The organism is Paenibacillus sp. V4I5, assembly GCF_030817255.1.
GTDB lineage: Bacteria > Bacillota > Bacilli > Paenibacillales > NBRC-103111 > Paenibacillus_E.
The window spans coordinates 7959962-7979977 of the sequence record NZ_JAUSZB010000002.1 but is presented as its reverse complement, the minus strand read 5'-3'; the positions used below and the strand labels follow the sequence as shown (position 1 = coordinate 7979977).

Below are 20016 nucleotides of genomic sequence, written 5' to 3'. Positions count from 1 at the left end.
TGTGGGCGGTTCTCACGAACCGCAGATGTCATGCCTACAACTTCTATGTTCATTGCATAAGACTTGCATAAAAATTAATCATTCTGTATAAATATACACGATTTTTCGATCTGCGTATAGATCTTAATGCGGATTTCAGCTCGATTTCAACGCGATTTAAGAACGATTTATGACCAAACCACTTTACCGGAAGCGATTGTAACAACTGGCCAACCTTGCAGCTTCCAGCCGATGAACGGCGTGTTTTTGCTGCGTGAAACGATCTCTTCTTTGACAACTTCGCGCTCTGTTTCCAAATCCACGATCGTGATATCCGCGGCACTGCCTACTTCTAGTGTTCCGTATGGAAGACCGAATACGTCGGCAGGCTTTTTCGTCATACGATCTACGAGGAAACCTAATGACCATTTACCAGTAAGCACAAATTTCGTGTAAAGCAGAGAGAACGCGGTTTTTCGAAGCCAAGTATGCCGAAAGGAGCCAGCATCATTCCCTTCTCCTTCTCTTCTTCCGTGTGCGGCGCGTGATCCGTTACGATAATATCTATCGTGCCGTCTTCCAGACCTTCAATGACAGCCTGCACATCCCGTGGTGTGCGCAGCGGCGGGTTCATCTTCCAGTTGGCGTCAAGCCCTGGAATGTCTTCATCTGAGAGCACGAGGTGATGCGGACATACCTCGGCAGTCACTTTAATGCCGAACTGCTTCGCATGGCGGATTAGACGAACCGACTGCTCGGTGCTTACGTGGCACACGTGATAGTGAACACCCGTCGCTTCGGCTAGCAGCACATCGCGACCCACATGAATTGCCTCGGACTCGTTCGGGATACCCTTCAGTCCGTGCTTCTTCGCGAACGCGCCTTCGCTTACCGGCGCGCCGACCACAAGCGTGTCATCCTCGCAATGCGCGATGATTGGCATACCGATCGATGCTGCCAAAGCCATTGCATCTTTCATCATTTGCGCGCTTTGCACGCCGACACCGTCATCTGTGTAGCCGATGACGCCTGCTTCTTTCAGTGCAGCGAAATCGGTCAACTCGCGGCCGAGCTCGTTTTTCGTAATCGTGCCGTATGGAAGAACACGGACGACACCTTCCGTTGCAGCTTTATCCAATATGTAGTTCACCGTATCAACGGTATCGATCACAGGTCTTGTGTTCGGCATGCAAGCGATGGTTGTGAAGCCACCTCTTGCTGCGGAACGTGTGCCGGTCGCGATATTTTCTTTATGTTCAAAACCAGGCTCTCTCAGGTGGACATGCATATCGATGAACCCTGGAGTTACTAGCTTTCCTGCCGCATCAATGACTTCATGGCCTTCGGTTTGTGGAGCCGAACCTTCTACTACATTTATAATCTTTGCAATTTTATCATTCTCTACCAAAATGTGTTTCTTCGCTTGTACACTATTTACATCGACGGTTAGCCCGTTTAATATCCAAATGCCCATTTTGATGAAGTCCCCCTGTTTTATGATAAAGCTCGTTCGATGACCGCCATACGAATCGGAACACCGTGAGCAATTTGTGTGAAAATTTTGGATTTCTCGTGTTCAACCAGCTCATCATCAAGTTCTACATTTCGATTGACTGGAGCCGGATGCATGATGATTGCGTGAGGAGCCATGCGGCTTGCACGCTCTGCCGTTAGCCCGTATTGCTCGCGATATTCCTCTGCCGAGCGGATAATTCCTTTGTCGTGCCGTTCAAGCTGCACTCGCAGCATCATAACCACATCAGCTTTCAGTGCTTCCTCGAAGGATACATACGGTGCGAACTCAGCCAGCTCCGGAGCTTGCATGCTTTCCGGCGCGCAGAACTGCACCTTTGCTCCCAAGGCAATGAGTCCCCACAAGTTCGAGCGAGCTACACGACTGTGCAGGATATCTCCGATGATGGAAACCGTCAAACCTTTAATGGCGCCGAACTGTTTGCGCATCGTGTAGAAGTCGAGCAGCGCCTGCGTTGGATGCTCGTTATTGCCGTCTCCCGCGTTAATAAGAGGGATTTTGATTTTCTCAGCCAGCTCTTGCAGGACACCATTCGGCTTCAAACGGATGACACCGGCATCGATACCCATGGACTCGAGAGTACGGACTGTATCGTAGATGGACTCCCCTTTTTGTACACTGGATTCCGCAGCGGAGAAATTGAGCACATCGGCTCCGAGCCGCTTTTGCGCCAGTTCAAAGGAGAACCGAGTTCTTGTACTATTTTCAAAAAACAAGTTGGAGACGAATTTGCCTTGAAATTGATTCGACACCTTCGACGGATATTGTTCCCAGTAGGCAGCACGATCAAGTATGCTCGTTATCTCCCCTGCGCTTACGCCTTTCAATCCTAGAAAATGCTTGGTTTGTGTACTCACTATGCTCACTCCTGTTTCCCCCTCTGTTGAAGTATCATGACGCCATCTTTATCATCGATTTCCGTAAGCAGCACTTCAATACTTTCACTTTTGGAGGTAGGTACGTTCTTTCCTACATAATCAGGGCGAATGGGCAATTCACGATGCCCCCTGTCAACTAGTACGGCTAGTTGGATCATTTGCGGTCTGCCCAGATCGATCAAAGCATCCATGGCTGCCCTCACCGTTCTTCCGGTGAAAAGCACATCATCGAACAGGATGATCTTCCGGTCTTGAATTTGGATCTTGCCGCCTTCCTGAACATTTTCCACTGACTTCACCTTAACGCGATCATCACGATAAGAAGTGATATCAATCTCACCGACAGGAATCGGCACACCTTCAATCTCAAGAATTCGCTCTGCTACTCGCTTGGCCAAGTAAATACCGCGGGTCCGAATCCCAATCAAGGTACAATTCTCTACACCTTTATTCTTTTCCAGTATCTCATGCGCAATCCGTGTTAACGCCCTGCGAATTCCCATTTCATCAATAATCGTGTGTTCGGCCGTTTCATTCATCTTTCTCGCCTCCTAAGAGTTTTGCTTTAGCAAAACTGACATCGTAAGCATTGGCTGAGTTTTGCTTTAGCAAAACCAAAAAACTCCTTGCCATTTGTTGGCAAGGAGTTACGAGTGCATAAAGATACAGAGCGGGGCATAAGGATGCGCACATCCCCAAGCTTAGTCATACACTGAATCCGCGACCCAGTATATCCCGTCTTTTCTCATCGACTACCTTGCCAGCCTCTCTGGACTGTTTTTAAAGGTACATATTTGATTAAAGGAATTATCCCACTTTCGACACGATAAGTCAATATCTATTTCATGAACTTGCTTTGAGCTAGCGCTCAGCCATGTGTTATAATTTACATATGAGAAAACCTCTATCGAGGCCATTCAAAGATGAGCGACCGCGTTTAACGAGGAGAGACTTTGCTCTACGACCAAAGATCCCTATAGCGGTGAGACTTTGCTCTACGACCAGAGATCCCTATAGCGGAGAGACTTTGCTCTACGACCAAAGATCCTATAGCGGAGAGACTTTGCTCTACGACCAAAGATCCCTATAGCGGAGAGACTTTGCTCTACGACCAAAGATCCCTATAGCGGAGAGACTTTGCTCTACGACCAAAGATCCCTATAGCGGAGAGACTTTGCTCTACGACCAAAGATCCCTATAGCGGAGAGACTTTGCTCTACGACCAAAGATCCCTATATTAGGTTTTATCCTAAGAAAGCGGTTTTCGGGAACCGAAAACTTATACTTTCTTATGTGGTAAAAACACGAGATTTGCCCGTTTTCTTGAAAACTCAGTAACGCTTATGATGCTAGTTTTGCTAAAGCAAAACGCTAAGGAGGAACCCATGTTCAAATTGTTTCGGCTTCTGAAACCGTACAAAGCTTCCGTAGTTGCGATTATTACCTTGATGCTTTTGCAATCACTGGCGCAGTTGTACCTGCCCACATTGCTCGCTGACATTGTCGATGTCGGAGTTGTGAAAGGAGATATTCCTTATATACTCCGGTTTGGCGCTTACATGCTTTTAGTAGCCATGGGCGCGATGGTTTGTGTGATCATCGCGAGCTACTTGTTGGCACGAACGGCGACAGGATTCGGCAGGGATTTACGACGAACACTTTTTACCCATGTGGAAAGCTTCTCCTTGCACGAATTTGATAAACTCGGTACTTCCTCCCTCATTACCAGAACCACGAATGACATCGCTCAAGTTCAGCAAGTGATTGTCATGATGCGGATGTTCATCGGCGCACCTACGATGCTAGTCGGTGGGGTCATCATGGCCACTTATAAGGACGCTCATCTCGCCATTGTACTAATCTCCATCATCCCGATTCTTGCACTAGCTATTGTGGGGATCATGCGTAAAGGACTTCCCTTATTCAAAGCATTACAGCTCAAAATCGATGGCATCAATCTCGTGCTGCGAGAAAATTTAACCGGCATCCGTGTCATTCGCGCCTTTAACCGTTCCGAACATGAAAAGCGTAAATTCGAAAAAGCGAACCTAGATTACACACGAACAGCCGTAAAAGTAAATGTGATCATGTCTACGATGATGCCCATCATGATGCTTGTATTTAATCTTGGGGTTGTCGTCATTCTTTGGTACGGCGGAGTTCGTATTGATGCCAATCAAATGCAGATTGGTGACTTGATGGCCTTCATCCAATATGCCATGCAGATTATGTTTTCTATGTTCATGATGACGATGATTTTCATGATGATTCCACGTGCATCAGCTTCTGCTGTCCGTATTAATGAAGTTTTAGCCCTTCAATCTAACATACTTAGCGCCGAAATGGCTAAATCTCTAGATTCCAATCAAGCTGCTGTTGAATTTAAACATGTATCCTTTAGTTATCCTGGGGCTGAGCAGCCAGCAATCCGTGATGTATCCTTCCGCGCTGAGCCTGGTGAGGTAACAGCGATCATAGGAGGAACCGGATCAGGCAAGACGACTCTCCTTCATTTACTTTTGCGCTTCTATGACGTAGAGTCCGGCAGTATTATCATAGATGGTCATCCCCTGCCAACTTTGAAACTAGAGAGTTTAAGAGAGCAAATCGGTTATGTCCCACAAAAGGCGGCACTGTTCTCAGGAACCGTTGCTGATAACATTCGTTTTGGGCATGAGATGGCAACTGAAGAGGAAATTCAGCATGCTGCGACCACTGCGCAAGCTGCAGATTTCATCGCCGAGATGAAAGTAGGCTATCAAGCAGTTCTCGCCCAAGGTGGAACGAACTTATCCGGTGGCCAGAAGCAGCGGCTAGCTATTGCTCGTGCACTGGTTCGTAAACCGAATATCTATGTATTTGATGATAGTTTCTCTGCCCTTGATTTCAAAACAGATGCTAAGCTTCGAGCAGCTCTCAAAGCCGAAACCGAGCAATCAGCGATGATCGTTGTCGCTCAACGTGTCAGTACCATTATGGACGCTAACCGCATTATCGTAATGGAAGATGGACAAATTGCAGGGATAGGCACCCATTCAGATCTGATGAAAACATGTGCTGTGTATCAAGAAATTGTTGCTTCTCAGCTGTCAGAGGAGGAAATTGCATGAGTGACAAACCAAAGGAGAAAGCTCCTTCTCAAGCAGGGGTAAGTCCCGGTCACTTCGGCCGAGGCGGCATGGGTGGCATGGGAATGCCGGTCCAAAAGGCGAAGGATTTCAAAGGAACTATACGAAGGTTGTCCAGGTATATGAGTCCTTTCCGTGTATCTATCCTACTTGTTTTTATCTCAGCTGTGCTCAGCACACTTTTCAGTATAATTAGTCCCAAACTTATGGGAAACGCAACTACCATATTGTATGAAGGCTCTATCGCGAAGCTTAAGGGTGTTTCCGGCGCCAAAATTGATTTCGATGCCATTTTCCAAATCGTAATTATTCTTGCAGCTCTTTACATATTTAGCGCCATACTCACGTTCATTCAGCAGTGGATTATGGTCGGTGTCACACAGAAAATAGTATTTAATCTCCGTAGAGATATTAGTGACAAGCTCACCCGAGTACCTCTCTCCTTCTTCGACTCCTGTAGTCATGGGGACACGATGAGCCGGGCTACTAACGACGTAGACACTATCAGTTCTACCATGCAGCAAAGCTTGACTCAGTTGATTACTTCAATAGTGACTTTAGTCGGGATCATTATTATGATGCTAACGATTAGTCCTTTGTTGACCTTGGCCACCATCGTAACCTTGCCGCTTAGCATTTTGGGAACGAAAATGATTGCATCACGGTCTCAGAAGTATTTTAAAGGACAACAAAAAACACTTGGTGAACTTAATGGTCACGTGGAAGAAATGTACACAGGGCATACCATTGTCAAAGCTTTCGGCCGTGAGCAGAAATCCGTTGAGCAATTCAATGAAATTAATGAACGCTTGTATCATTCAGGCTGGCGTGCACAGTTTATCTCTGGGATGATATTCCCCCTTATGTCCTTTATCGGGAATATCGGCTACGTATTGGTCAGTGTGATTGGTGGCATCATGGTAACAAATGGGGCTATTAAAATCGGTGATATTCTAGCGTTTATTCAATATTCAGGACAATTTGGGATGCCTATTGCACAGGTGGCTAATATCGCCAACGTGATTCAATCCACAATCGCCGCCGCGGAACGTATCTTCGAGCTGTTAGATGAGCCTGAGGAAGTACTGGAACTCGCCCATGTAAAAACGACCCAGAATGTTCAGGGTCATGTTCAATTTAAACAGGTTACCTTTACTTACAAAGAGGATACCCCGTTAATTCAAGATATGAATATCCATGTAGAGCCAGGACAAACGGTTGCCATTGTTGGCCCCACAGGTGCGGGTAAAACTACGATTGTCAATCTACTCATGCGTTTCTACGAATTAAAGGGTGGTACAATTTCCATTGATGCGATAGATACTCGTGAAATGTCACGCAGCCATCTGCGCGGACTGTTCGGTATGGTACTGCAAGACACATGGCTGTTCAACGGAACGATCCGCGAGAATATCGCTTACGGGCGTGATGGTGCCACTGAAGACGAAATCGTTAGTGCTGCTCGCGCAGCCTATGCCGATCATTTCATTCGAACCTTACCGGAAGGTTACGATACCAAGCTGAATGAAGAAGCATCCAACCTTTCACATGGGCAAAAGCAGCTTCTCACCATTGCCCGCGCCATACTTGCGGATCCAACCATTTTGATTCTTGATGAAGCGACGAGCAGCGTAGATACACGCACGGAAGTTTCCATCCAAAAAGCGATGAATAACCTGATGGAGGGTCGCACAAGCTTCGTCATTGCACATCGACTTTCCACCATACGAGATGCCGATCTCATTCTTGTTATGAATCATGGTTCTGTTATTGAACAAGGAACACATGAACAACTACTGGAACAACGCGGCTTTTATGCAGATCTGTACAATAGTCAGTTCGCTCAAAAAGCTACATGAATACACATTGGCTGAAATGCCCCCTTTCTGATAATATAGGAGAGTCAATTTAAATTTTAAGGAGATGTCACCATGACCGAGATGAATACGTTAGAAATTATTCAATTTATTAAAGAAAGCAAGAAAAAAACGCCTGTTAAAGTATACGTAAAAGGAAACCTTGAAGGTATTAACTTTGGCGAAGGCAGCCAAACCTTCTTATCCGGCGGAAGCGGCGTTGTTTTTGGCGAATGGAGCGAAATTCAGCCCGTTCTTGAAGCAAACAAAGCGCAAATCGCGGATTTCGTTGTTGAAGCGGATCGCCGCAATTCTGCGATTCCAATGCTTGATCTGAAGCCAATCAATGCGCGCATTGAACCAGGTGCGATCATTCGTGATAAAGTACATATCGGTGATAACGCCGTCATCATGATGGGCGCTCTCATCAATATTGGCGCTTCTGTTGGCGATGGTACAATGATCGACATGAATGCTGTTCTTGGCGGTAGAGCACAAGTAGGCAAAATGTGTCACATCGGTGCTGGTGCAGTCGTTGCTGGCGTTATTGAGCCCCCTTCCGCTCAACCTTGTGTGATTGAGGATGATGTGCTTGTTGGAGCTAATGCCGTTATCTTGGAAGGTGTTCGTATCGGTAAAGGATCTGTTGTTGCTGCAGGCGCTATCGTTACACAAGATGTAGAAGAATATACGGTTGTAGCAGGAGCACCTGCACGAGTGATTAAGAAAGTGGACGATAAAACGAAGTCCAAAACAGAAATTTTACAAGATCTGCGCACCCTGTAAGGTGTTCTGGAGGAATTCACCATGCTTAGCCCCTTTATAGAGCTGCGCCGTCAGCTTCACCAAATTCCGGAGCCGGGCTTTCAAGAGTTCAAGACGCAACAGCTTCTCCTGGACCATCTTGCTAAGCTTCCTCAGGATAGAATGACGATCCGCACTTGGCGCACTGGCATTTTGGTCTACATCAAAGGTACTAATCCTACCAAACGCTTCGGATATCGAGCGGATATGGACGGGCTGCCCATTACGGAAGAGACCTCTCTTCCGTTTCCTTCCCAGCATCCAGGTTACATGCATGCTTGCGGACATGATTTTCACATGTCAATTGGGATGGGCGTTGTTACCCATTTCGCTCAGCAGCCGATGAAGGATGACCTGATTGTGCTGTTTCAGCCGGCAGAAGAAGGTCCAGGCGGCGCTTTACCCATGCTTGCTGCTGAAGAATTGCAGGATTGGAAGCCCGACCAGATGGTTGCTCTCCATATAGCTCCTGAATATCCAGTAGGCACGATTGCCACGAGGCCTGAGATCTTGTTTGCCAATACATCTGAGCTGTTCATTGACCTGCTGGGCAAAGGCGGACATGCCGCTTACCCGCACCAAGCAAACGATATGATCATAGCGGCGACACAAATGGTTGGTCAACTGCAAACTATTGTCTCTCGTAATGTGAATCCGCTTGATTCGGCTGTCATTACCATTGGTAAAATGGAAGCTGGCACCAAGCAGAACATCATCGCGGAAAAAGCCCGCTTGGAAGGTACGATTCGTACCCTTTCCGCTGACTCTATGAATAAGATCAAAAAACGTATCGAAGCTGTAGCTGCAGGAATCGAAAGTTCCTTTGAGTGTCAAGTCTCTATTGATTATGGCTCGAATTACCGCCAAGTGTTTAATGATCCTAGTTTGACCGTGGAATTCATGGACTGGCTGCGCGGTAAAGATAACGTACAGCTTGTGGAGTGTACAGAAGCGATGACAGGCGAAGACTTCGGCTACTTTTTGGAGCAAATACCTGGCTTCATGTTCTGGTTAGGGGTAGACACCCCTCATGGGCTGCATAACGCCAAGCTTGATCCTAATGAGAATGCTATTGATGTAGCCATTGATACCATTACAGCCTATTTACGGTTTAAATCTAATTAAAAGTAAAAACCTCCAACCCACTTTCATTGTGGATTTGGAGGTTTTTTGTATTGTTATATAAACGTAACGTCGACATATAAAATGCCTTACAATAAGCTAGCTCACGCTAGCTTATTTATAAAGCGCTCAAGACGATCAAGAGACTGTTCCAATACTTCTTGTGAATAAGCATAAGAAATTCGGATATAGCCTTCTCCGTAAGAAGTGAAAGCATCTCCAGGAACAACTGCAACATGTTCCTCATGAAGTAGTCTCATGGTAAATTCTTGAGAGGATAATCCGAACTTGGCAATGGAAGGGAACAAATAAAATGCCCCATTCGGCTTCTCTAACTCGAAACCCATAGCGAGCAAACGATCATAGACATAGTCCCTACGAACTTCATAGGCATTGCGCATAGGCAGAGCATCATCCACCCCAACTGTCAAAGCCTCTAATGCCGCATACTGGCTTACTGAGCTTGCGCAAGTCACATTATACTGATGCACCTTGACCATATGCTCCGTTATGTAAGCTGGCGCTAGTGTAAATCCAATTCGCCAACCTGTCATAGCGTGGGATTTAGAAAGGCCATTAATGACAATCGTCTTCTCACGAAGCTTACCCATCGTTGCAATAGACTGATGACGAACACCGTACACAAGCTCACTGTAAATTTCATCGGATAAAATAAACAATTCCCGATCTTCTAATAATTGTGCCAAATCGGCCAATTCCTGCTTCGTGAGTACTTGGCCTGTAGGATTAGATGGGTAGCACAAGATAACGCAGCGCGTGTTAGCTGTTAAATAAGGCTCGAGCAACTCAGCCGTTAATTTCAAGCCATTTGGTCTGGTATCGACATAGACAGGAATTCCCCCTGCCAATCTGATTAATGGCTCGTACCCAGGGTAAATAGGTGCGGGAATAATAACTTCCGCACCAGGTGTAAGAATGGTACGTAACGTAATGTCAACCGCTTGACTCGCTCCAGCGGTCACAATTATTTCATCAGCCGCGTGGTATTGTTGGCCGTACTTCGTGTGGACAAAGCTGGATACCGCTTCTCGCAGCTCCAATAGTCCGGGATTTTGCGTATAGACCGTTTTATTTTGATCCAATGCCCTCTGTCCAGCCTCAATAATATGCCGCGGCGTCGGGAAATCAGGCTGCCCAATCGTTAACGTCAATGCGCCTGGAATGGTGCTGACGAGATTAGATATTTTGCGTATGCCTGAAATTTGAATATCTTTCACTTGTGGATTAATCAGATGCTCCATGTGATTCACTCCTCTCCCACTCTGAAGAACCCTAGGATGTTCGAATTGTTTGCAGAAGGTTTTCCATATCAACTGGAATCGGTGCTTCGAATTGCAACCATTCCCCTGTTCGCGGATGCTTAAAGCCCAGAATGGCAGCGTGCAGCGCCTGGCCATCCATCAGCATCCCTTTGCTCTTGCCATACATCGGGTCCCCAACAAGAGGGTGTCCAATGAATTTCATATGCACACGAATTTGATGGGTTCTTCCTGTTTCCAGCTTCAGCTCCACCAAGGTAAAATCACCAAAGCGTTCGATAACTACGAAATGAGTTACCGCATGCTTGCTGTTTTTCTCCGTTACTGTATACATCTTGCGGTCATTTGAATCGCGACCTATCGGAGCGTCTATGGTACCTTGATCATGTTGTAGATTCCCATGTACTAAGGCGATATATTTGCGATTGACCGTATGAGCCTTTAACTGTTCTGCTAAGCTAGCGTGTGCTTTGTCGTTCTTTGCTGACATGATGAGACCGGATGTGTCCTTATCAATGCGATGTACGATTCCAGGACGCAGTTCTCCGTTGATGCCAGATAGATCCTTGCAATGGTACATCAATGCGTTAACCAACGTACCTGAGTAATGGCCAGGCGCTGGATGAACGACAAGTCCCCGCTGTTTATTGATTACGATGACATCGGCGTCTTCATATACCACATTCAGGGGAATGTTTTCCGCAGCAAGCTCAACACCTTGAGGTTCAGGAATTCGCAAAGAAATAACATCTTGTTCAGACAACTTATAGTTTGGTTTAGTGGTTTTCCCATTCACTTTAACATGCCCGTCTTTGACCCATTGCTGGACGAGTGTTCTTGACACATCTTCTTCCAATGCTTCCGTTATGAATTTATCAATACGTTCACTGGCATACTGCTCTTCAACCGTCCATTCGACGACATCATTTGTCACGGCCTCAGATGAGGTCTGATTTGTGTTCATTCGTTGCTCCTTTTTTTTCATTTCTCCAAGTAAGTAACGATTCTAAGAAAATCAGGATTACCCCGATTACGATGGCCGAATCAGCTAAATTGAAAATCGGATAAATATAATAAATGGCTTTGCCGAACAAGCTAAAATCAAAGGTAAACTGCAGGAAATCCACAACTTCACCGAATAAAGCTCGATCAATGAAATTACCGATTGCTCCTCCTAGCAGTAGACTAAGCGCAAAAGATAACAAAACTTTTCTTTCACGTATCGTCCGGCGCAAGTACCAGAGAATACCAATCACAACAATGAGCGTTATCACAATGAAAAACCATCTTTGGTTTTGCAAAATGCCAAATGCCGCGCCTCTATTGCGATGCGATGTCAGGATGAAAAAATCACCCAGCACCGGACGCTCCTCGCCAAGCGGAATTCGTTTCACAATAAACCATTTGGATACTTGATCCAAAATAAAAACGATGAGCGCATAAAAATAATATTTCATTATCTTTTCCTCCTAAGAGTTTTCGTAAGAAAACTTGCATCATAAACTTACTTCGTAAGCATTAACTTTTCGTAAGCTTTAAACAAGTTCCTCAATTTCAAGGAATTACCTCACTAAAAAAAGCTGTCACTCGGCATTATAACGGTAGGCATCAGCTGTTAGAAAGGAGCTGTACGATAACCTATGAGCCATTTATCCGAGGAGCAATTAAGAGAATTATATCTGCAATTATTGGAGGAAAAGCTTTATCTTGAGAAACATTTTGCCACGAATGATAATTATGGCCTGTCCAATTCTTTCAAAGATAGTACTGGAGAGCTCTCCATGTATGATAATCATCCAGGAGACATTGCCACAGAAATTTACGAACGGGAAAAAGATATTTCACTCAACGAACATGCTGAATTTCATTTAAATCAAGTCAATGAAGCCTTAGCTCGCATGGAGAGTGGAGAATATGGTATATGTGCGTTCAGCAAACAACCGATTCCCTTTGAGCGTCTTCAAGCTATCCCTACTACCATTTACAGCTTAGAACACGTTCCTGATCCTGAGCAATCATTCAGAAGACCTGTTGAAGAACAACTGCTCTACCCACCTTTTGGCCGAACCAGCTTTGACGAACGTGACGATGAGACCGAATTTGATGGTGAAGATGCCTGGCAAATCGTTGAAAGTTGGGGCACCTCCAATTCGCCAGCTTTTGCCGAAGACCCGAACGTGGGAAGCTACAACGAAATGTATATTGAAGCTGATGAACACGAAGGTTATGTTGAGTCTTTCGAGAGCTTTGTTGCGACAGACCTGTATGGTGAACATGTCACCATTGTTCGAGGTAAGGCCTACCGTGATTACATGCATAACGGCGAGGGCGATCCTCTACTCGAACCAGAAAACCTTTCCAATTCGGAGGATGAGCAGCTCTAGAAAAAACAGGACAAACGAGCTTCGCATGAAGCGAAAGCTCGTTTGCTTCCTTTACTCGTGGTAATGAGCCGAAACAACGTCATTACATCTCGCACATAGTGTCGGATGTTCTTTACTTTGCCCCACCTCAGGAGTCACTATCCAGCAGCGCTCGCACTTCTCGCCTTCAGCTACCGTGATAGCAATGGCCGCATCCTTCGATTGATATACCCCAGCAGGAGTCTCCGTTCCAGGTTTATGCACGCTCACAGCAGACACGATGAACAACTGATCCAACTGCTCCAATTGCATAAGTAAATCGTAAGCAGCTTCATTCGGATATAGATGAACAGCAGCTCCTAATGAGTTACCGATGACCTTCTCTTTACGTGCCTCTTCGAGAGCTTTCAGAACTTCATCTCTAACATCCAAGAAGCTATTCCATTTATTTTCCAATTCTTCCTTGTATAAACTTGAATCGACTTCCGGCAGTTCTGCTAACTGCACACTGCTGAGTTCAACACCAGGAATGTACTTCCATACTTCATCCGCTGTATGTGGAAGAATAGGTGAGATCAGCTTCGTAATCGCAGTTAAGGAAGCATATAATACGGTCTGCGAAGCTTTCCGAGCAGGATCATGAGGCGCGTTTGCATACAAACGATCCTTGATAATATCTAAGTAGAAAGAGCTCATTTCAACCGCGCAGAAATGATGAATTGTTTGGTAAACGACATGGAATTCATACGCTTCATAAGCCTTCACTACTTTCTCAATCATACGATTCAAACGGATCAACGCATAACGATCGAGTTCCGACAAACTCTCCGTCGCTACACGATCTGTTTCTGGATTGAAATGACTCATGTTACCCAGCAAGAACCGCATCGTGTTGCGAATTTTACGGTATACTTCCGTCGTTTGGTTCAAGATATTATCCGAGATCCGGTGATCCGATTGATAATCGACTGAAGATACCCACAGACGCAGGATATCAGCACCTAGCTTACCACATACAACATTCGGATCAATCGTGTTTCCGATCGACTTGGACATTTTCCGTCCTTCTCCATCCAACGTAAAGCCATGGCTGAGTACGCCTTTATAAGGCGATTTCTCTCTTGTGGCAACACCTGTAATGAGGGAGGAGTTAAACCAACCACGGTACTGGTCAGAACCTTCCAAGTACAGATCCGCAGGCCACTGCAGCTCAGGACGGGATTCTAAAACAGCCACATGACTAGAACCAGAATCAAACCATACGTCCATGATATCCGTTTCCTTACGGAACTCACCATGACCACATTTGGAGCAGCTAGTTCCCTGAGGAAGGAGATCCTTCTCATCCTTGATAAACCAAGCATTTGAGCCTTCTTGCTCAAATAACTGAGCCACATGTTCAATGGTTTGCTCATTAACAAGCGGTTCGTTACAGCTCCGGCAGTAGAAGATCGGAATAGGCACACCCCATGCACGCTGCCTCGAGATACACCAGTCTCCACGATCTGCAATCATGTTATGCAGGCGGATTTCGCCCCACTCCGGTGTCCACTTCACTTGCTTAATTTCATCCAGCATCTCTTGTCTGAATTTATCGATAGACGCGAACCACTGCTCTGTTGCTCGATAAATAACAGGCTTCTTCGTGCGCCAATCATGGGCATATTGATGCTGAATTTCTCCAGCTTTAAGCAATAGACCTGATTCCTGCAGCTTTTCGATAATCAACTTGCCGCCTTTTTCGTAGAACATGCCTTCGAAGCCCGGTGCTTCAGCGGTGAAATGCCCTTGATCATCCACAGGACATAGCACTCCGATGTTATAACGTTGTCCAATCGCGAAATCGTCTTCCCCGTGTCCAGGAGCTGTGTGTACACATCCAGTACCTGCTTCTAGTGTCACATGTTCCCCAACCATAACAAGCGATTCACGGTCATAGAAAGGATGCTGACACGTAACGAACTCGAGCTCGCTGCCTTTTACTGTCGACAATACTTCGTAATCGGCCCAGCCAATTTCCTTAGCTGCTGCTGCAAGCAAGCCCTGTGCAAGTACATATTTTTTCCCATTGGCTTGAACAACAGCATAGTCAAACTCAGGGTGAAGTGAAATGCCCAGATTGGCAGGCAGTGTCCATGCCGTTGTCGTCCAGATCACAATAGCGGCATCCTCTGGCAGCTTGCCTTTGCCGTCTTTAACAGGGAACGCCACATAAATGGAAGTGGACGTTTTTTCTTTGTACTCAATCTCAGCTTCTGCAAGTGCACTTTCGGAAGATGGGGACCAATAGACAGGCTTCAAACCTTTGTAGACAAAGCCTTTTTGCACCATTTTACCGAATACTCGAATTTGCTGAGCTTCATAATTCGGCTGCAGTGTGATATACGGATTCTTCCAGTCACCGCGGATACCCAGACGCTGGAATTGGCTCTTCTGTTTCTCAACAGACTGAAGAGCGTACTCTTTGCAATATTCACGGAACTCAGGGACGGTCATTTTTTTACGATCAACTTTACCGCTATTCGTAATGACTTGCTCAATCGGCAAGCCATGTGTATCCCAACCTGGAACATAAGGTGCATCGAAGCCTTGCAGCGTTTTGAATCGTACGATGATATCTTTTAATACCTTGTTGAGCGCATGCCCGATATGAATATCTCCGTTCGCGTACGGAGGCCCGTCATGAAGAATAAATTTGGTTCTGCCACTACGACTCTCCTGCACTTTGGCATAGATGTCCTCAGCTTCCCAATGCTCTTGCATTTTCGGTTCCGCTTGCGGCAAATTGCCTCTCATCGGAAATTCCGTTTGTAGTAAATTTAATGTTTTGCCATAATCCATGCTAACCTCTCCATTCCTGCCTCAAACTTTATGTTGTCAAAAAAAACAAAAAAAGCCTCTCATCCCCAAAAGGGACGAGAAACTTTAGCTCGCGGTACCACCCTCGTTAACAAGCAAAATGAACATACACCTTCCGGCGTATCGAACACAAGCTTAATCACTCGATCATGTGTAACGGCATGACCCGTTTCTCTCTACTCGCTTCAAGAGACGCTCCTGGGGGATATTCGGTACGCTGCAGAGATTAGGCTCACACCAATACCCTAATTCGCTGACACTGCTCATTCGACCTACTCGTTCCAGTCATAGCTTTACTGAGATACATATAACAGGAGTATAACCAATTCGTTAGGCATAGTCAATATGACAGCCACCTAATCATTGATTCCTACTCTTCTTTATTTTCAAACTGCATACTTTGCCAGCCTTCCGTGTTGAGCAGCTCTAATTGTGCTTCAAGCAGCGTCCGGAAGCGTGTGCGATAAATGGAGGCTTGTTTTTTCAACTCTTCAATCTCCAAAGCAACCTTGCGTGAACGTGTCAAGGATTCATTAATAATTCGATCTGCATTCTTCTCAGCTTCCTTCAAGATCAGCTGTGCTTCTTTCTTGGCGTTGCTTCTCACTTCATCCGCAGCTTCTTGAGCAACAATAATTGTTTTACTAAGTGATTCCTCAATATTCGTGAAATGGTCCAAACGTTCCTGCAGTGTCACCGTTTGATTGTGCAAGTCTTTATTCTCACGAATCAATGCCTCGTAATCCTTAATAACTTGATCCAGGAATTCATTCACTTGATCTTCATCATAACCGCGGAACGAGCGAGAAAACTCCTTATTATGTATGTCTAGCGGTGTTAATGGCATTAGTGCCCCTCCTTAGCGTTTTGCGCAGCAAAACTGACTTCGTAAGCATAAGCTGAGCTTTCTTCCAAGAAAGCTAGTTTGAACCCACATCTATACTGATCAGTTCGACAGAAAATAAGCAATTCCTGCAAAGTTCGTGGATAAATTATCCACGTTCATGCAAATTTGCCGATCTTCACACGAATTCGCCCTTTTTTCGTTACGCCTTCCACTTCAAGCACCTTGAATCTACCAAATCCTTGCAAAGACACCATATCCCCTTCTTTAAGAGGCTTACTAGGATCTTCCTCCAGCTTCCAATTGACGCGGCAGCGGCCAGCTTGAATGGGAACCAATATTTTAGCTCGGCTAAGCCTGAATACATCGCTCACAATCCCGTCCATACGCATAGATGCAACAGACAGGTTCAGCTCGTCCAATTGTACTTGAGCGAGTTCCAGCTTATCTAACGACAGCAGTTCTGTTTGTACATGAACCCTATGTACCTGGGACAAATTCAAATGCAGGTAATCTGCAGCATCCTGGGTAACCAGACAATGGCAGCCGCCCTCTATAACATGAATATCGCCAACCTTGTCTCGCTTCATGCCGAGTCCAAGAATGGCGCCCATGTAATCTCCATGTTCTAATGTTAAAAATTTGCCGTCTCCGGAAGAAACCGACAAGACCGCCATCGCCATATCTTCCCCATCCAAAGATCGGTAATCAGGGGCAATCAGAGCCCTTCTTCGTTCGGCTGCCGAGTAGCCACCATCTAACCGACAATGGACATCAGGGTGACGGTTAACGAGTGATGTCAGTATAAAAGCTTGTCTGGGGTCCAGAAAATCTGTTAGCTTCACAGCATGCTGCTCAGCAGCCCGCTCCACCCAATCCCAGGCTTTGTCAACAAAATGATGTTCATCCGAATGAAAATGACCATAGAGTTCTTTTGGCAATGTTAGAACAACCCCACAATGAAATCGAGCACAGCCATAATCCCCATAACCACAAATCGCAGTGCGATTAAGGCCACAATTGGCGAAAGATCAATAAACCCTATGCTAGGAATAATTTTCCGGAAAGGGCTTAAATACGGTTCAACCAATTTCCCAAGAAGTCCTCCGACGAAGCTCTCACGTGCGCTAGGAAACCAAGAAAGAATTAAATAGCCAATAATCATGAAATAATAAATTTCCATCAAAATACTAAGATAATAGTGAACGTAATTCACGTAAGCATCCACCTCTGTGTTAGGATATGAACCTATTCCTCACCCATCATTTCGGAGATGTGACCATGAATATCAACTGAATCTGGTGTACACAGAAAGATATTCGGTCCCAGTTTGGAAATAGACCCATTCAAAGCATATACCGTCCCGCTTAAGAAATCTACGATACGTATGGCTTGATCGCCACGAACTCGCTGTAAGTTGACGATCACGGCTCTTCGGGAACGAAGATGATCTGCGATGTCTTGTGTTTCTTCATAGGTTCGAGGTTCACTTAGCACGACACGTGCATTTTTCTGTGAATGAATGCTGACGACATTAGCCTTATTTTTATTACGTAATTCATAAGGATTGGTTTCAGGTTCTTCTGTTGCTTCCACAATACGCTCCCGCTCAACAACCTCTTCCTCTTCTTGCAGCCCAAGAAAATTCATAAATCGGTTATAAACACCCACTATAGTTCCCTCCTTATCATGTTCTTAAATCAGGTTAACTAAAGTTCTTTCCCTACCAAAACAGTACCCAAACGAACCCAAGTTGCACCTTCTTCAATCGCTACTTCAAAGTCTCCAGACATACCCATGGATAACTCCGTAATCTCGTACGGGAAAATTTTCCGTTCATTCAGACGGTCTCGCAATTCTCTCAATCCACGGAAGACAGGTCTTGTTGCATTGGCCTCCATCTCGTAAGGAGCCATGGTCATCAAACCTGTGATATGTATATGTTTTAGCCTACTAACTTCTGTAGCAAAATCGAAGAAATGCTCAGGTGCAATGCCATACTTTGACTCTTCCCCGGAAACGTTCACTTGCAATAAACAATTTACTTCAATTCCCAAAGCTGCAGCCTGCTTGTCCAGTTCTTTGGCCAGAGATATCCGATCCAACGAGTGAATGTAGGCGAATTTGCCAATGACATCTTTTACTTTATTCGTTTGCAAATGTCCAATGAAATGCCATGTTCCCCGTTCGTGGAGCGCTTCCCACTTCGGCTTTACATCCTGCCATCGATTCTCACCAATATGCAGAAGTCCTGCATCCAATACGCTTTTGGTCGTCTCTAAGGAAACATATTTCGTTACAGCAATAATCTTAACATCGTTCTCTTTCCGTCCAGACCGCTTACATGCTGCGTCGACACGGGCTTCAACCTCATCTTTACGGGCCAGTAAACTCACTTTTGCAGACACCTCAATTCAACACTTCGCTTGCACCAATCTCCTCAAAGAAGACCCATCCAAGCAATCATTCTACCTGTAGAACCGCCTTCTTTTCGATGTGAAAAAAAGAGATCAGTGCTACAACTCGTACATAACTGTGATACTTCGATATGGGACGACAAAATTCCTGCTTGAAGTAACAATTTTCGGTTCAATTCTTGCAAATTCAGCATATACTTGCCATTTCCTTTGTCGACCATAACAGCTTGATGCTCTTCTGATGATGCTTCGATATCGGTAAGTACATGGTTCACACGATTAGCTACAGTCTCATCAACCTCATAGCAGCAGGCTCTTATGGATGGACCTATTGCCGCGCGAATGTCTGTGGCCTGACTACCAAAAGTATGTGTCATTAAGGATATAGTAGCCATGGAAATGTTTAACACTGTGCCTTTCCAACCTGCATGAGCAAGCCCGGCAACACGCTTAACAGGATCGTAGAAAAATAACGGTACACAATCTGCAAATTGCGCACATAGAACGATCCCTTTCTCATTAGTAATGAATCCGTCTTTCGCTTGAATAGCCGTTTCCCTTGATGCTCTGCCCATTCCCTTTTCCTGTAGACTTACTACAGTGACTTCGTTACTATGTACCTGTTCTGCATATGTGAATGCTTCAAACGGCTGTCCTACGGCCTCAGCGATCAACTCACGATTCCTCACCACATGCTCTGGTACATCATTCACATGCAGTCCGCAATTAAGCGTTGAATAGGATCCCTGACTCACTCCTCCATGGCGGGACGTAAAACCAACAGTCAATTCACTATATTGCTCCATCCAGTTTGCTATCGTAAATAGGACTGGCCCATCTTCTTTCCCTTGTTTCACAAATGGTTCCACGGTTGTCTCTCTCCCCACACTTGGATCTTTACTCCTTTTACTTTAGCACAAAATAAAAAGACACACGATGTTTGCTTCGCCTG

The 20016-nt window shown here is 45.4% G+C and carries 17 protein-coding genes, 1 pseudogene and 1 other annotated feature; of the genes and pseudogenes, 5 read left to right on the top strand and 13 right to left on the bottom strand.

Annotated features, from left to right (window positions below; genetic code table 11):
* Positions 1-167: 167 nt before the first annotated feature.
* The 3 genes and pseudogenes from QFZ78_RS37715 to pyrR all read right to left on the bottom strand — a co-directional run bounded on the left by QFZ78_RS37715 (position 168) and on the right by pyrR (position 2930).
* Positions 168-1453 (bottom strand): annotated as a pseudogene (locus tag QFZ78_RS37715) (dihydroorotase).
* A gap of 20 nt (positions 1454-1473) precedes the next feature.
* Complete coding sequence (locus tag QFZ78_RS37710) at positions 1474-2379, bottom strand: aspartate carbamoyltransferase catalytic subunit (protein WP_307555206.1); 906 nt, start codon at positions 2377-2379, stop codon at positions 1474-1476.
* Complete coding sequence (pyrR, locus tag QFZ78_RS37705) at positions 2376-2930, bottom strand: bifunctional pyr operon transcriptional regulator/uracil phosphoribosyltransferase PyrR (RefSeq protein ID WP_307555203.1); 555 nt, start codon at positions 2928-2930, stop codon at positions 2376-2378. The genes QFZ78_RS37710 and pyrR overlap by 4 nt, the downstream gene beginning before the upstream one ends.
* Positions 2931-3776: 846 nt before the next feature.
* Here pyrR and QFZ78_RS37700 point away from each other — a divergent pair.
* The 4 genes from QFZ78_RS37700 to QFZ78_RS37685 all read left to right on the top strand — a co-directional run bounded on the left by QFZ78_RS37700 (position 3777) and on the right by QFZ78_RS37685 (position 9304).
* Positions 3777-5501, top strand: coding sequence for an ABC transporter ATP-binding protein (locus QFZ78_RS37700; protein ID WP_307555202.1), 1725 nt, complete (start codon positions 3777-3779; stop codon positions 5499-5501).
* Entirely contained in the window at positions 5498-7378 is a 1881-nt protein-coding gene (locus tag QFZ78_RS37695; RefSeq protein WP_307555200.1) for an ABC transporter ATP-binding protein, read from the top strand. The genes QFZ78_RS37700 and QFZ78_RS37695 overlap by 4 nt, the downstream gene beginning before the upstream one ends.
* 72 nt (positions 7379-7450) lie before the next feature.
* Entirely contained in the window at positions 7451-8161 is a 711-nt protein-coding gene (dapD, locus tag QFZ78_RS37690; protein WP_307555198.1) for a 2,3,4,5-tetrahydropyridine-2,6-dicarboxylate N-acetyltransferase, read from the top strand.
* Positions 8162-8182: 21 nt separating this feature from the next.
* Complete coding sequence (locus QFZ78_RS37685) at positions 8183-9304, top strand: N-acetyldiaminopimelate deacetylase (RefSeq protein WP_307555196.1); 1122 nt, start codon at positions 8183-8185, stop codon at positions 9302-9304.
* A gap of 101 nt (positions 9305-9405) precedes the next feature.
* Here QFZ78_RS37685 and QFZ78_RS37680 read toward each other — a convergent pair whose 3' ends face one another.
* The 3 genes from QFZ78_RS37680 to lspA are packed head-to-tail and all read right to left on the bottom strand — an operon-like array spanning position 9406 to position 12038.
* On the bottom strand, positions 9406-10563 hold the full coding sequence (locus QFZ78_RS37680) for an aminotransferase A (RefSeq protein WP_307555194.1): 1158 nt from the start codon (positions 10561-10563) through the stop codon (positions 9406-9408).
* Between the two features lie 31 nt (positions 10564-10594).
* Entirely contained in the window at positions 10595-11545 is a 951-nt protein-coding gene (locus tag QFZ78_RS37675) for an RluA family pseudouridine synthase (RefSeq protein WP_307555192.1), read from the bottom strand.
* A complete protein-coding gene (lspA, locus tag QFZ78_RS37670; protein WP_307555190.1) occupies positions 11520-12038 on the bottom strand; it encodes a signal peptidase II in 519 nt (172 codons plus the stop codon). The genes QFZ78_RS37675 and lspA overlap by 26 nt, the downstream gene beginning before the upstream one ends.
* A gap of 183 nt (positions 12039-12221) precedes the next feature.
* Here lspA and QFZ78_RS37665 point away from each other — a divergent pair, with 183 nt between their 5' ends.
* Positions 12222-12965 (top strand): TraR/DksA C4-type zinc finger protein, encoded by a 744-nt coding sequence (locus QFZ78_RS37665; protein ID WP_307555188.1) that lies wholly within the window; start codon positions 12222-12224, stop codon positions 12963-12965.
* A 51-nt stretch (positions 12966-13016) separates the two neighbouring features.
* Here the strand turns inward: QFZ78_RS37665 and ileS are convergent, their stop codons facing one another.
* From ileS to pgeF, 7 genes are all read right to left on the bottom strand, one after another.
* Positions 13017-15785 (bottom strand): isoleucine--tRNA ligase, encoded by a 2769-nt coding sequence (gene ileS, locus QFZ78_RS37660; RefSeq protein ID WP_307555186.1) that lies wholly within the window; start codon positions 15783-15785, stop codon positions 13017-13019.
* A 67-nt stretch (positions 15786-15852) separates the two neighbouring features.
* Positions 15853-16101, bottom strand: a binding site (T-box leader).
* A 72-nt stretch (positions 16102-16173) separates the two neighbouring features.
* Complete coding sequence (locus QFZ78_RS37655; RefSeq protein ID WP_029196502.1) at positions 16174-16650, bottom strand: DivIVA domain-containing protein; 477 nt, start codon at positions 16648-16650, stop codon at positions 16174-16176.
* Positions 16651-16805: 155 nt separating this feature from the next.
* Positions 16806-17588: a YlmH family RNA-binding protein gene (locus QFZ78_RS37650; protein WP_307555184.1), complete on the bottom strand. Its 783-nt coding sequence runs from the start codon at positions 17586-17588 to the stop codon at positions 16806-16808.
* Between the two features lie 2 nt (positions 17589-17590).
* Positions 17591-17830, bottom strand: coding sequence for a YggT family protein (locus tag QFZ78_RS37645; RefSeq protein WP_373460417.1), 240 nt, complete (start codon positions 17828-17830; stop codon positions 17591-17593).
* A 65-nt stretch (positions 17831-17895) separates the two neighbouring features.
* Complete coding sequence (locus QFZ78_RS37640) at positions 17896-18318, bottom strand: cell division protein SepF (RefSeq protein ID WP_171648417.1); 423 nt, start codon at positions 18316-18318, stop codon at positions 17896-17898.
* Positions 18319-18356: 38 nt separating this feature from the next.
* Positions 18357-19043 (bottom strand): YggS family pyridoxal phosphate-dependent enzyme, encoded by a 687-nt coding sequence (locus QFZ78_RS37635; RefSeq protein WP_307555179.1) that lies wholly within the window; start codon positions 19041-19043, stop codon positions 18357-18359.
* A gap of 44 nt (positions 19044-19087) precedes the next feature.
* Positions 19088-19933 carry a peptidoglycan editing factor PgeF gene (gene pgeF, locus QFZ78_RS37630; protein ID WP_307555176.1) on the bottom strand — a complete coding sequence of 282 codons (846 nt, stop codon included), beginning with the start codon at positions 19931-19933 and terminating at the stop codon, positions 19088-19090.
* Positions 19934-20016 lie beyond the last annotated feature (83 nt).

Bases quoted from the DNA above. Each gene is read 5' to 3' on its own strand.
- QFZ78_RS37655 (WP_029196502.1), bottom strand. From the start codon at position 16,650: ATGCCATTAACACCGCTAGACATACATAATAAGGAGTTTTCTCGCTCG.
- QFZ78_RS37695 (WP_307555200.1), top strand. From the start codon at position 5,498: ATGAGTGACAAACCAAAGGAGAAAGCTCCTTCTCAAGCAGGGGTAAGT.
- QFZ78_RS37700 (WP_307555202.1), top strand. From the start codon at position 3,777: ATGTTCAAATTGTTTCGGCTTCTGAAACCGTACAAAGCTTCCGTAGTT.
- QFZ78_RS37680 (WP_307555194.1), bottom strand. From the start codon at position 10,563: ATGGAGCATCTGATTAATCCACAAGTGAAAGATATTCAAATTTCAGGC.
- QFZ78_RS37665 (WP_307555188.1), top strand. From the start codon at position 12,222: ATGAGCCATTTATCCGAGGAGCAATTAAGAGAATTATATCTGCAATTA.
- lspA (WP_307555190.1), bottom strand. From the start codon at position 12,038: ATGAAATATTATTTTTATGCGCTCATCGTTTTTATTTTGGATCAAGTA.
- ileS (WP_307555186.1), bottom strand. From the start codon at position 15,785: ATGGATTATGGCAAAACATTAAATTTACTACAAACGGAATTTCCGATG.
- QFZ78_RS37675 (WP_307555192.1), bottom strand. From the start codon at position 11,545: ATGAACACAAATCAGACCTCATCTGAGGCCGTGACAAATGATGTCGTC.
- QFZ78_RS37645 (WP_373460417.1), bottom strand. From the start codon at position 17,830: ATGGAAATTTATTATTTCATGATTATTGGCTATTTAATTCTTTCTTGG.
- QFZ78_RS37685 (WP_307555196.1), top strand. From the start codon at position 8,183: ATGCTTAGCCCCTTTATAGAGCTGCGCCGTCAGCTTCACCAAATTCCG.
- pyrR (WP_307555203.1), bottom strand. From the start codon at position 2,930: ATGAATGAAACGGCCGAACACACGATTATTGATGAAATGGGAATTCGC.
- dapD (WP_307555198.1), top strand. From the start codon at position 7,451: ATGACCGAGATGAATACGTTAGAAATTATTCAATTTATTAAAGAAAGC.